The 12,458-nt window shown below is 69.4% G+C and carries 14 protein-coding genes; all 14 read left to right on the forward strand.

Annotation, left to right across the window (positions count from 1 at the left end; translation table 11 throughout):
- Positions 1–31: 31 nt before the first annotated feature.
- The 14 genes from prmC to IO40_RS0109685 all read left to right on the forward strand — a co-directional run bounded on the left by prmC (position 32) and on the right by IO40_RS0109685 (position 12,427).
- A complete protein-coding gene (prmC, locus tag IO40_RS0109620; protein ID WP_016469805.1) occupies positions 32–877 on the forward strand; it encodes a peptide chain release factor N(5)-glutamine methyltransferase in 846 nt (281 codons plus the stop codon).
- The gene (locus IO40_RS0109625) at positions 877–1,524 is read left to right on the forward strand and encodes an L-threonylcarbamoyladenylate synthase (RefSeq protein ID WP_016469806.1); all 648 of its coding nucleotides are present in this window, start codon (positions 877–879) and stop codon (positions 1,522–1,524) included. Before prmC ends, IO40_RS0109625 begins: the two co-directional genes overlap by 1 nt.
- Positions 1,524–2,186: an arsenate reductase/protein-tyrosine-phosphatase family protein gene (locus tag IO40_RS0109630; protein WP_016469807.1), complete on the forward strand. Its 663-nt coding sequence runs from the start codon at positions 1,524–1,526 to the stop codon at positions 2,184–2,186. Before IO40_RS0109625 ends, IO40_RS0109630 begins: the two co-directional genes overlap by 1 nt.
- Before the next feature lie 101 nt (positions 2,187–2,287).
- A complete protein-coding gene (locus IO40_RS0109635; RefSeq protein ID WP_016469808.1) occupies positions 2,288–3,643 on the forward strand; it encodes an MraY family glycosyltransferase in 1,356 nt (451 codons plus the stop codon).
- Between the two features lie 266 nt (positions 3,644–3,909).
- Positions 3,910–4,335 (forward strand): Cg1360 family ATP-synthase-associated protein, encoded by a 426-nt coding sequence (locus IO40_RS0109640; protein ID WP_016469809.1) that lies wholly within the window; start codon positions 3,910–3,912, stop codon positions 4,333–4,335.
- A gap of 222 nt (positions 4,336–4,557) precedes the next feature.
- A complete protein-coding gene (gene atpB, locus IO40_RS0109645) occupies positions 4,558–5,385 on the forward strand; it encodes a F0F1 ATP synthase subunit A (protein ID WP_016469810.1) in 828 nt (275 codons plus the stop codon).
- Between the two features lie 75 nt (positions 5,386–5,460).
- The gene (gene atpE / locus IO40_RS0109650; protein ID WP_016469811.1) at positions 5,461–5,718 is read left to right on the forward strand and encodes an ATP synthase F0 subunit C; all 258 of its coding nucleotides are present in this window, start codon (positions 5,461–5,463) and stop codon (positions 5,716–5,718) included.
- A gap of 42 nt (positions 5,719–5,760) precedes the next feature.
- Positions 5,761–6,330 carry a F0F1 ATP synthase subunit B gene (locus tag IO40_RS0109655; protein ID WP_016469812.1) on the forward strand — a complete coding sequence of 190 codons (570 nt, stop codon included), beginning with the start codon at positions 5,761–5,763 and terminating at the stop codon, positions 6,328–6,330.
- Positions 6,327–7,142: a F0F1 ATP synthase subunit delta gene (locus IO40_RS0109660; protein WP_016469813.1), complete on the forward strand. Its 816-nt coding sequence runs from the start codon at positions 6,327–6,329 to the stop codon at positions 7,140–7,142. The genes IO40_RS0109655 and IO40_RS0109660 overlap by 4 nt, the downstream gene beginning before the upstream one ends.
- 170 nt (positions 7,143–7,312) lie before the next feature.
- Entirely contained in the window at positions 7,313–8,884 is a 1,572-nt protein-coding gene (atpA, locus tag IO40_RS0109665; RefSeq protein ID WP_016469814.1) for a F0F1 ATP synthase subunit alpha, read from the forward strand.
- A 2-nt stretch (positions 8,885–8,886) separates the two neighbouring features.
- On the forward strand, positions 8,887–9,804 hold the full coding sequence (locus tag IO40_RS0109670; RefSeq protein WP_016469815.1) for a F0F1 ATP synthase subunit gamma: 918 nt from the start codon (positions 8,887–8,889) through the stop codon (positions 9,802–9,804).
- Positions 9,805–9,806: 2 nt separating this feature from the next.
- Complete coding sequence (atpD, locus tag IO40_RS0109675) at positions 9,807–11,249, forward strand: F0F1 ATP synthase subunit beta (RefSeq protein WP_016469816.1); 1,443 nt, start codon at positions 9,807–9,809, stop codon at positions 11,247–11,249.
- Between the two features lie 185 nt (positions 11,250–11,434).
- Positions 11,435–11,818 (forward strand): F0F1 ATP synthase subunit epsilon, encoded by a 384-nt coding sequence (locus IO40_RS0109680; RefSeq protein WP_016469817.1) that lies wholly within the window; start codon positions 11,435–11,437, stop codon positions 11,816–11,818.
- 150 nt (positions 11,819–11,968) lie between these two features.
- On the forward strand, positions 11,969–12,427 hold the full coding sequence (locus IO40_RS0109685) for a DUF2550 domain-containing protein (RefSeq protein WP_016469818.1): 459 nt from the start codon (positions 11,969–11,971) through the stop codon (positions 12,425–12,427).
- The last annotated feature ends 31 nt before the right edge of the window (positions 12,428–12,458 follow it).

Genomic DNA, 12,458 nt, shown 5'->3' on the forward strand with positions numbered 1-12,458 from the left:
AGATCCCGCAGGCCCCGGGAGGGGGAACGGAGTGAACGTGCTGCTCGCCGAGGTGGCGCAGGCCACCCAGCGGCTGGCCGACGCGGGCGTGCCCTCGCCGCGTTTCGACGCCGAGGAGCTGGCCGCCTTCGTGCACGGCGTCAAACGGGGCGAGCTGCACCGCGTCGCCGACGCCGACTTCGACGCGCGCTACTGGGAGGCGGTGGCCCGCCGCGAGGCCCGTGAGCCGCTCCAGCACATCACCGGGCGGGCCTTCTTCCGCTACCTCGAACTGCACGTGGGGGCGGGTGTCTTCGTCCCCCGGCCGGAGACCGAGTCGGTCGTGGGCTGGGCGATAGACGCGGTCCGTGCCATGGACGTCGCCGAGCCGCTGATCGTGGACCTGTGCACCGGCTCGGGCGCCATCGCCCTCGCGCTCGCCCAGGAGGTGCCCCGCTCGCGGGTGCACGCCGTCGAGCTGGACGAGGGCGCCCTGGAGTGGGCCCGCAAGAACGTCGAGGGCTCCCGGGTGGTGCTGCACCACGGGGACGCGCGCACGGCGCTGCCCGAGCTGGACGGACAGGTGGACCTGGTGATCTCCAACCCGCCCTACATCCCGCTCACCGAGTGGGAGTATGTGGCACCCGAGGCACGGGACCACGATCCGCAGGTGGCGCTGTTCTCCGGCGAGGACGGCCTGGACCTCATCCGCGGCCTGGAGCGCACCGCCCACCGGCTGCTGCGCCCCGGCGGCGTGGTCGTCATCGAGCACGCCGACACCCAGGGCGGGCAGGTGCCCTGGATCTTCACCGAGGACCGCGGCTGGGCCGACGCCGCGGACCACCCCGACCTCAACAACCGTCCCCGTTTTGCCACCGCACGCAGGGAGGTGCCGTGATGGCACGGCGATACGACTGCTCCGACGCGACCGATCGCGCGACCGGCCTGAGGGAGGCCGCTTCGGCGGTGCGGCGCGGAGAACTCGTCGTGCTGCCGACCGACACCGTCTACGGCATCGGCGCGGACGCCTTCAGCGCCGACGCGGTCGGTGACCTGCTGGAGGCCAAGGGCCGCGGCAGGGGCATGCCCTCGCCGGTGCTGGTGGGCTCGCCGAACACGCTGCACGGCCTGGTCACCGACTTCTCCGAACAGGCGTGGGAGCTCGTCGACGCTTTCTGGCCGGGCGCCCTCACCCTGGTGGCGCGGCACCAGCCGTCGCTCACCTGGGACCTGGGCGAGACCCAGGGCACGGTGGCCGTCCGGATGCCGCTGCACCCCATCGCCATCGAGCTGCTGACCGAGTTCGGCCCCATGGCCGTCTCCTCGGCGAACCTGAGTGGCCACCCGGCGCCCGTGACCTGCGACGAGGCGCAGGAGATGCTCGGCGAGTCCGTGGCCGTCTACCTGGACGGCGGCCCCACCGAGGACAGCGTGCCCTCGTCCATCGTCGACGTCACCCGTCCGGTGCCCGTGCTGCTGCGCGCGGGCGCCGTCGACGCGGACGAGCTGCGCAAGGTCGTACCGGACCTGGAGGTGGCCGGGTAGTGACCGCCCCACCCGGGCGTGGTGCGGCCGAGTCCGGCGGCATAAACGGCGCCGAGCGCGCGTTCCGCATCCTCCACGTCTCCACAGGCAACGTGTGCCGCTCGCCGATCACCGAGCGGCTCACCCGGCACGCCCTGGCCGAACGGCTCGGGGACAGCCGCAGCAGCGGCCTCGTGGTCGAGAGCGCCGGCACGTGGGGGCACGAGGGCGCGCCCATGGAGGAGAACGCGGTGGCCGTGCTGCTCGAACACGGCGCGGACGCCGAGGGCTTCACCGGCCGTGAGCTGCTGGACGAGCACGTGATCCGCGCCGATCTGGTGCTGACCGCCACCCGCGACCACCGGGCCCAGGTGATCTCCATGGGCCATTCGGCGGGCCTGCGCACCTTCACGCTCAAGGAGTTCACCCGTCTGGTGCGCGCCATAGACCCGGCGACGCTGCCCGAGGCCCACGGCCCCGAGGGCGTGGTGGAGCGGGCGCACGCGCTGGTGCAGGCCGCCGCCGCGCTGCGCGGCTGGCTGCTGGCGCCCAGCCCCGAGGCGGACGAGATCCACGACCCCTACGGCGCGCCTATCCCGTACTTCCGCAGTGTCGGCGAGGAGATCAGCCGGGCCCTCGACCCGGTCGTCACCGCGCTGACCGGCGTTCCCGCCCATACCTAGAACCGGCAGGCCCCGCACCGCGTGTCCTATGGTGTGGGCCTGAGCAGCCCAACTGACCGGGCCCTTGAACAGCCCGCGAGACCCCTGGGGAGCCCGTTTCCGTGCGTGAGTACCTGCTGACGCTGTGCGTCACGGCCGCGGTCACCTATCTGCTGACCGGCCCGGTGCGCAAGTTCGCGATCGCGGCGGGCGCCATGCCGCCCGTGCGGGCGCGGGACGTGCACCGGGAGCCGACGCCGCGGCTCGGTGGCATCGCGATGTTCGGCGGCCTGTGCGCCGGACTGCTGGTGGCCTCTCAACTCACCAACATCGGCGACCTGTTCAGCATGTCCGACGAGCCGCGGGCCCTGCTGTCCGGGGCCGGCCTCATCTGGCTGATCGGTGTGCTGGACGACAAATGGGGCGTCGACGCGCTGGTGAAGCTCGGCGGCCAGATGATCGCCGCCGGTGTGATGGTGCTCCAGGGCCTGACGATCCTGTGGCTGCCGGTCCCCGGCGTCGGCAACGTGGCCCTGACGCCGCTCCAGGGCACCCTGCTGACGGTCGCGCTGGTGGTCATCACCATCAACGCGGTGAACTTCGTGGACGGTCTGGACGGACTGGCCTCGGGGATGGTCTGCATCGCCTCCCTCGCGTTCTTCATGTACGCCTACCGCATCTGGTACGGCTACGGCATCGAGGCGGCGGCCCCCGCGACGCTGTTCGCGGCGGTGCTGATGGGCATGTGCCTGGGGTTCCTGCCGCACAACATGCACCCCGCGCGGATCTTCATGGGCGACTCCGGCTCCATGCTGATCGGTCTCGTGCTGGCCGCCGGCGCCGTGTCGATCACCGGCCAGGTGGACCCCGACCTGATGGTGGAGCACACGGGTTCGGTCAAGAGCGCGGTGCACACGATGGTGCCGCTGTACATGCCGTTGCTGCTGCCGCTGAGCATCATCGCCATCCCCGTGGCCGACCTGGTCATGGCGATCGTGCGGCGCACCTGGAACGGCCGTTCGCCGTTCGCGGCCGACCGCGGCCATCTGCACCACCGGCTGCTGGAGATCGGGCACTCGCACAGCCGCGCCGTGCTGATCATGTACTTCTGGGCGGCGCTGATCGCCTTCGGCGCCGTGGCCTTCTCGGTGCGCTCCTCCAGCCTGGCGATCGTGCTCGCGATCGTCCTGCTGAGCGCGGTGGGCCTCGTCGTCCTCCTGCTGCCCCGTTACACCCCCCGGGTGCCCCAGTGGGCGCAGAAGGTGCTGCCGCCCCGCTACCGGCGGCAGGAGGACGCCGCGTCCGGTGCGGCGGCGGTGGACCCGACGCCGCCTGGGCCGGGCGAGGAGCCCGAACCGGCGGGCGAGAACGGCGAGCAGAAGGAGCGGGAGCCGGCGCTGGCGGGTCTGGAGGGGGCCACGGCGATCGGGGAGCGGCGGCAGTTCTCCCGTCCCAAGAAGATCAACACCCGGGAATGAGCCGCCCCGTGGGGCCGGGGAATCGCCCCATAGCAGACAAAGTGCCTGCCGTCAGCGGTTGCACAGATCCTCACCCCCGTGTGTGACAGGGGGCACACGAAGTAGGTAAAGACCTCATCAAATAGTTTGTGATACCGTTCACGAAACCCGGTGACAACCGAAGTGCCGCCCTTGTGCGGGCCCTTCCCCGGAAGATTCGGCCCCCGTCCCGGGCTACGCTCGTCATCGACGACTCACGTCCCCCGAGTTCCCCCGGAGCACACCACATGCAGTCGAACGACGCACGCATGCTGCTGCACTGCGCCGTCCCGACCGCCCTCGCCGGTGTCGTGGCCGCAGCCATCAGCGGCGTGTTCGCAGGAGGCAAGGGAGCCATCGGCGCGGCGGCCGGAGCACTTGTCGTGATCCTCTTCATGGGCCTCGGCCTTTACGTCCTCCAGCGGACAGCGCGCTCGTTCCCGCACCTCTTTCAGGCGATGGGCCTTCTGCTCTATACGACGCAGATCCTCCTGCTGTTCGTGGTGCTCGTGGTCTTCCGGGATACCACCCTTTTCGACACCAAGACCTTCGCTTTCACTCTGCTCGGCGCCACCATTGTGTGGGTCGCGGCCCAGGGCCGGGCGCACATGAAGGCGAAGATCATGTATGTCGAGCCCGCCAGCGGCAACGGCGAGAAGGCCAGTGCCACGTAGGGGCGGGATAAGTGCTCGTTCGAGCAACTGCTATCGTCCGTTGCCAACTGCGGCGCCGCAGACGGAGGCGGCAGAGTTCCGACAGGTTCCGGACCCCAAGGGACGGAGCGGACACTCTCCCACCTTGTTCAGCCGCCGCCCCCCGATTCGTACGACCAAGACCAGTGCCGTTCCGTGGCAGCGCGCCGCGCCGACACAACGAGGTAGCCGTTTTCATGCGCCATGCAGAAGGAGCCCGCGGTGAGTGCTGACCAGATGCTCGCCTTTGAGACCGACTGCCACCTTTTCAGTGGCTGCGGCTTCGAGGCTCCCGGGCTCCACTCGTTCGTCTTCGAGCCGATGTTCAGCATCGGCGGATTCGACTTCAACAAGCCGATCCTGCTCGCCCTCGTCGGCACGCTCGCCATCGTCTGGTTCTTCTGGGCCGCCTTCAACAAGCCGAAGCTGGTCCCCGGCAAGCTCCAGATGGTCGGTGAGGCCGGCTACGACTTCATCCGCCGCGGCGTGGTCTACGAGACGATCGGCAAGAAGGAGGGCGAGAAGTACGTCCCCCTCGTGGTGGCGCTCTTCTTCTTCGTCTGGGTGATGAACCTGTGGTCCGTCATCCCGCTCGCGCAGTTCCCCGTGACGTCGATCTTCTCGATCCCGCTGGGTCTCGCGCTGCTCGTCTACGTCCTGTGGGTGGGCCTGACCTTCAAGCGCCACGGTTTCGTCGGCGCCTTCAAGAACTTCACCGGCTACGACAAGTCGCTGGGCCCGGTGCTGCCGCTGGTCATGGTCATCGAGTTCTTCTCGAACCTGCTGGTGCGCCCCTTCACGCACGCCGTCCGGCTCTTCGCGAACATGTTCGCCGGTCACATGCTGGTGGCCCTCTTCACCATCGCGACCTGGTACATGCTCAACGGCATCGGCATCGCCTACTCCGTCGTCTCCTTCGTGATGACGGTCGTGATGATCGCCTTCGAGCTGTTCATCCAGGTCATCCAGGCGTACGTCTTCGTCCTGCTGACCTGCACCTACATCCAGGGCGCGCTCGTCGAGGAACACTGAGCCAGCCCACTCCCGCAACCCCCAGCTGTCCGGCGGCCAACCCCCGCCGGTCCGTACAGAGAAGGAAGTAACGGCATGTCCGCTGCTCTCGAAATGGTCAACCTCGCCGCCGAGGCGAAGGGCGTCACCGGCAACCTCGGTTCCGTCGGCTACGGCCTCGCGGCCATCGGCCCCGGCATCGGCGTCGGCATCGTCTTCGGTAACGGCACCCAGGCGCTGGCCCGCCAGCCCGAGGCGGCCGGTCTGATCCGTCAGAACCAGATCCTCGGTTTCGCCTTCTGTGAGGCGCTGGCCCTCATCGGCATCGTCATGGGCTTCATCTTCCGCTCCTGACGACCGAGCGAACGAACCCTTTTTCCGACGGAAGGCACTGACGTGAACGCCCTGGTAACCCTGGCGGAGACCGAGGTTCCGCAGAACCCGCTCATCCCGCCGATTCCAGAGCTGGTCATCGGCCTGATCGCATTCGCCATCGTCTTCTTCTTCCTGTGGAAGAAGCTCCTTCCGAGCATCAACAAGGTGCTGGAAGAGCGTCGTGAAGCCATTGAGGGCGGCATCGAGAAGGCCGAGGCGGCTCAGCAGGAGGCTGCCGAGGTACTCAAGCAGTACAAGGACCAGCTCTCCGAGGCCCGCCACGAGGCCGCCCGCCTGCGTGCCGAGGCACAGGAGCAGGGCGCGGCGCTCATCGCCGAGATGCGCGCCGAGGGCCAGCGGCAGCGTGAGGAGATCATCGCCGCCGGCCACGCCCAGATCGAGGCCGACCGCAAGCAGGCCGCTCAGACGCTCCGCCAGGACGTGGGCAAGCTCGCCACCGACCTGGCCGGCAAGCTGGTGGGTGAGTCCCTCGAGGACCACGCCCGGCAGAGCCGCGTCATCGACCGGTTCCTCGACGGGCTGGAGGAGGCCGCCGAGGCCGAGGCGAACGCCAACGGGGCCGCCCGATGAACGGAGCGAGCCGTGAGGCGCTTGCCGCCGCACGCGAGAGCCTGACCGCGCTGACCGACTCCACGTCGGCCGACGCCGCGGCCCTCGCCGACGAGCTCGCCGCCGTGACCGCGCTGCTGGATCGCGAGGTCTCGCTGCGCCGGGTCCTCACCGACCCGGCGCAGAGCGGGGACGCCAAGGCCGAGCTGGTCCAGCGGGTGCTCGGCGGCCGGATCAGCGGCCCGGCGGCCGACCTGGTCTCCGGCATGGTCCGCTCCCGCTGGTCCGCGCCGCGCGACCTGGTGGACGCGACCGAGGAGCTGGCCGACCTCGCCGATCTGGTGGCGGCCGAGCGTGACGGCTCGCTGGACGACGTCGAGGACGAGCTGTTCCGCTTCGCCCGGACCGCCGCCTCCTCGCCGGACCTGCGCTCCGCGCTCACCAGCCGCACGGCCGACGCCTCGGCCAAGCGCGAGCTGGTGCGCACGCTGCTGACCGGCAGGGTCAGGCCGGCCACCGAGCGGCTGATCGTCCGCCTGGTGACCCAGCCGCGGGGACGTAGCCTGGAGGCGGGGCTCGACGCCCTGTCCAAGCTGGCCGCCGAGCGGCGCAACCGTTCGGTCGCCGTCGTGACCTCCGCGGTGCCGCTCAGCGACGAGCAGAAGCGGCGCCTGGGCGCGGCGCTGGCCAAGCTGTACGGCCGCCAGGTGCACCTGAACCTGGATGTGGACCCCGAGCTGGTCGGCGGCATCAGGGTTCAGGTGGGCGACGAGGTGATCAACGGCTCGGTCGCCGACCGGCTGGAGCAGGCGCAGCGGCGGATGGCGGGCTGACGGCGACGACCGGACGGCCGCCCGCAGCGCAGCAGGACCCGGCGCGCGTGCGCCAACCAACTCAACAAGCACGAAAGCGGCCCGAGTTGGGCCGTACATGGGAGCCGGGGGAGACAACCCCCGGAGCCCGCAGCAACTTACGGGCCCAACAAGGAGAGCAGGGAACCCAGATGGCGGAGCTCACGATCCGGCCGGATGAGATCCGGGACGCGCTGGAGAACTTTGTCCAGTCGTACACGCCGGACGCGGCCTCGCGCGAAGAGGTCGGTACGGTCAGCGCTGCCAGCGATGGCATCGCGAAGGTCGAGGGGCTGCCCTCGGCCATGGCGAACGAGCTGCTGAAGTTCGAGGACGGCACCCTCGGCCTCGCCCTCAACCTGGAGGAGCGCGAGATCGGTGCGGTCGTCCTCGGTGAGTTCAGCGGCATCGAGGAGGGCCAGCCGGTGCAGCGCACCGGTGAGGTCCTGTCGGTTGCGGTCGGTGACGGCTACCTGGGCCGTGTCGTCGACCCGCTGGGCAACCCGGTCGACGGTCTCGGCGAGATCGAGACCGAGGGCCGCCGCGCCCTTGAGCTCCAGGCGCCCACGGTCATGCAGCGCAAGTCCGTGCACGAGCCCATGGAGACCGGCTACAAGGCCGTGGACACCATGACCCCGATCGGCCGTGGCCAGCGTCAGCTGGTCATCGGCGACCGCCAGACCGGCAAGACCGCGCTGTGCGTCGACACGATCATCAACCAGCGGGACAACTGGCGCTCCGGCGACCCGGACAAGCAGGTCCGCTGCATCTACGTCGCCGTCGGTCAGAAGGGCTCCACCATCGCGTCCGTGCGCGGCGCGCTGGAGGAGGCCGGCGCCCTGGAGTACACGACGATCGTCGCCGCTCCGGCGTCCGACCCGGCCGGCTTCAAGTACATCGCCCCCTACACCGGCTCGGCCATCGGCCAGCACTGGATGTACCAGGGCAAGCACGTCCTGATCGTCTTCGACGACCTGTCCAAGCAGGCGGACGCCTACCGTGCGGTCTCCCTGCTGCTGCGCCGCCCGCCGGGCCGCGAGGCCTACCCGGGTGACGTCTTCTACCTGCACTCCCGGCTGCTGGAGCGCTGCGCGAAGCTCTCGGACGAGATGGGCAAGGGCTCGATGACCGGTCTGCCGATCGTCGAGACGAAGGCGAACGACGTCTCGGCGTTCATCCCGACCAACGTCATCTCCATCACCGACGGCCAGTGCTTCTTGGAGTCCGACCTGTTCAACGCGGGCCAGCGCCCGGCGCTGAACGTCGGTATCTCCGTCTCCCGTGTCGGTGGCTCCGCGCAGCACAAGGCGATCCGCCAGATCACCGGTTCCCTCCGTGTGGACCTGGCCCAGTACCGCGAGCTGGAGGCGTTCGCCGCCTTCGGTTCCGACCTGGACGACGCCTCCAAGGCGGCGCTGGAGCGCGGTAAGCGCATGGTCGAGCTGCTCAAGCAGCCGCAGTACCAGCCGTTCGCCACCGAGGACCAGGTCGTCTCCATCTGGTCCGGCACCAACGGCAAGATGGACGACGTCCCGGTCGAGGACATCCGCCGCTTCGAGCGCGAGCTGCTGGAGTACATGCACCGCGAGGAGCAGGGTCTGCTGACCGGTATCCGCGAGGGCGGCAAGATGTCGGACGACACGATCCAGGCGCTCGGCGACGCGGTCGAGAAGTTCAAGACCCAGTTCGAGACCTCGGACGGCAAGCTGCTGGGCGAGGGCTGAGCATGGGTGCCCAGCTCAGGGTCTACAAGCGGCGGATCAAGTCCGTCTCTGCGACCAAGAAGATCACCCGGGCGATGGAGATGATCGCCGCCTCGCGCATCATCAAGGCGCAGCGCAGGGTGGCCGCCTCCGAGCCGTACGCGAAGGAGCTGACCCGCGCGGTCACCGCCGTCGCCCAGGGCTCCGACACCCAGCACCCGCTGCTGACCGAGGCGGAGCAGCCCAAGCGGGCCGCGGTCCTGCTCATCACGAGCGACCGGGGTCTGGCCGGCGGTTACAACTCCAACGCCATCAAGGCGGCCGAGGAGCTGAACGCGCGGCTGACCGCCGAGGGCAAGGAGATCGTCAGCTTCATCGTCGGCAACAAGGGCACGGCCTACTACGGGTTCCGGAACCGCCCGGTGGAGAAGTCGTTCACCGGCTTCACCGACAACCCGACGTACGCGGACGCGAAGGCGGTGTCCGCGCCGCTGATCGAGGCGGTGCAGAAGGACACCGCCGAGGGCGGCGTGGACGAGCTGCACATCGTCTACACCGAGTTCGTCTCGATGATGACGCAGGCGCCGCTGACCGACCGGATGCTGCCGCTCACCCTGGAGGCGAGCGGTGCCGAGGAGGCCGGTGGCAAGGGAGTCCTTCCGCTGTACGACTTCGAGCCCTCGGCCGAGGACGTGCTGGACGCGCTGCTGCCGCGGTACGTCGAGTCCCGGGTCTACAACGCCCTGCTCCAGGCGGCTGCCTCCAAGCACGCCGCCACCCGCCGGGCGATGCAGTCCGCGACCGACAACGCCGAGGAACTCATCAAGTCGCTGACGCGGCTTGCGAATGCGGCCCGGCAGGCCGACATCACCCAGGAAATCAGCGAGATCGTCGGTGGGGCGAGCGCGCTGGCTGACGCTAACGCGGGGAGTGACCGCTAACCATGACCACCACAGTTGAGACGGCCGCTGCGACGGGCCGTGTTGCCCGGGTCATCGGCCCGGTCGTCGACGTGGAGTTCCCCGTCGACGCCATGCCGGAGATCTACAACGCGCTGACGGTCGAGGTCTCCGACCCGGCCCAGGACGGCAAGAAGAAGACGCTGACCCTCGAGGTCGCCCAGCACCTCGGTGAGGGCGTCGTCCGCGCGATCTCCATGGAGCCGACCGACGGTCTGGTTCGCCAGGCCCCGGTGACCGACACCGGTGAGGGCATCACCGTGCCGGTCGGTGACGTCACCAAGGGCCGGGTGTTCAACACCCTGGGCCGGATCCTGAACGAGCCGGAGGCCGAGTCCGAGGTGACCGAGCGGTGGTCCATCCACCGCAAGGCCCCGGCCTTCGACCAGCTCGAGTCCAAGACCGAGATGTTCGAGACCGGTCTGAAGGTCGTCGACCTGCTGACCCCGTACGTCAAGGGCGGCAAGATCGGCCTGTTCGGCGGTGCGGGCGTCGGCAAGACGGTCCTCATCCAGGAAATGATCATGCGTGTGGCCAAGCTGCACGAGGGCGTTTCCGTGTTCGCCGGTGTCGGCGAGCGCACCCGTGAGGGCAACGACCTGATCGAGGAGATGGCCGACTCCGGCGTTCTCCCGCAGACCGCGCTGGTCTTCGGCCAGATGGACGAGCCGCCGGGGACGCGTCTGCGCGTCGCGCTGGCCGGTCTGACCATGGCGGAGTACTTCCGCGATGTGCAGAAGCAGGACGTGCTGTTCTTCATCGACAACATCTTCCGCTTCACGCAGGCCGGTTCCGAGGTCTCCACGCTGCTGGGCCGGATGCCCTCCGCGGTGGGTTACCAGCCGAACCTGGCGGACGAGATGGGTGTGCTCCAGGAGCGCATCACCTCGACCCGTGGTCACTCCATCACCTCGATGCAGGCGATCTACGTGCCCGCGGACGACATCACCGACCCGGCGCCGGCCACGACGTTCGCGCACCTGGACGCCACCACGGTGCTCTCGCGTCCGATCTCGGAGAAGGGCATCTACCCGGCGGTGGACCCGCTGGAGTCCACCTCCCGGATCCTCGACCCGCGGTTCGTCTCCCAGGACCACTACAACTGCGCCGAGCGCGTCAAGGGGATCCTCCAGAAGTACAAGGACCTCCAGGACATCATCTCCATCCTGGGTATCGACGAGCTGTCCGAGGAGGACAAGCTCACGGTGTCCCGCGCCCGCCGTATCGAGCGCTTCCTGTCGCAGAACACCCACGCGGCGAAGCAGTTCACCGGTCTGGACGGATCGGACGTGCCGCTGGACGAGTCGATCGCGGCCTTCAACGCGATCGCCGACGGCGAGTTCGACCACTTCCCGGAGCAGGCGTTCTTCATGTGCGGTGGCCTCGACGACCTGAAGAAGAAGGCCAAGGAGCTCGGCGTCTCCTGACGCCGCCGTCCGGCGCCGCCCCGGCTCACCGGGCCGGGGGCGCCGGGTCCCGGCGCCTCCACGTGCTTCCGCGCGCGGTCGTACGCGTATGTGCGCCGGTTGTGCTCCGCGGCGGGGGCGGGTGCGAGTACCCGCCCCCGCGCCGCACCCTTTATCCTTTCCCCATCCCAGTCTGAGGAGCCACAGTGGCTGAGCTGCACGTCGAGTTGGTCGCCGCCGACCGCAAGGTCTGGTCCGGTCAGGCCAGCCTGGTCGTCGCGCGCACCTCCTCGGGTGATATCGGTGTCATGCCCGGCCACCAGCCGCTGCTCGGCGTGCTGGAGTCCGGCCCGGTCACCATCCGCACCACAGGTGAGAGCGGCAACGGCACGGTCGTGGCCGCCGTCCACGGCGGGTTCATCTCCTTCGCCGACAACCAGCTCTCCCTGCTCGCCGAGGTCGCGGAGCTGACCGACGAGATCGATGTCGAGCGGGCGGAGCGCGCGCTGGAGGAGGCCAAGACGAAGGCCGACGAGGAAGCCGAGCGGCGCGCCGCCGTCCGGCTGCGAGCGGTGACCGCCGCTCGCTGACGTTTGTCAGCGTCACAACCGGCGCACGACGACACTCAGCCGCGGGTGGACCCGGAATTCTCCGGGGCCGTCCGCGGCTGAAGCCATACAGAAGCGTTTGAGAGACTTGCCGCCCGGCAGGTCCCGGATACAGCGAGGAGGTCGGTGAAGATGGTCCTCGCTCTGTTGCTGTGCGGCGTGGTCGTCCTGCTGGTGGTCGCGGGGCTCTTCGCCTTCGGGGTGCGCCGCCGGCTGATCCAGCGGTCGGGCGGAACGTTCGACTGCAATCTGCGCTGGGACGTCTCCGATGAGGAGGCCGCCGAGCCCAAGGGAAAAGGCTGGGCTTACGGAATCGCCCGGTACAACGGCGACCGCATCGAGTGGTTCCGCGTCTTCTCCTATGCCCCCCGGCCCCGCCGCCATCTGGTGCGCGGGGCCATCGACGTTCTGGAGCGCCGCTCCCCGCTGGGCGAGGAGGAACAGGCGCTCCTTTCCGACTCCGTGGTGCTGGCCTGCGCGGTGGGGACCGAACGGGTACGGGTCGAACTGGCCCTCAGCGAGGACGCGCTCACCGGCTTCCTCGCCTGGCTGGAGGCGGCGCCGCCCGGCCAGCGGGTGAACGTGGCCTGACGGACGGGGACGACTGCCCCCGCCTGCGGGA

This window comes from Streptomyces albus subsp. albus, from assembly GCF_000725885.1.
Taxonomy (GTDB): domain Bacteria; phylum Actinomycetota; class Actinomycetes; order Streptomycetales; family Streptomycetaceae; genus Streptomyces; species Streptomyces albus.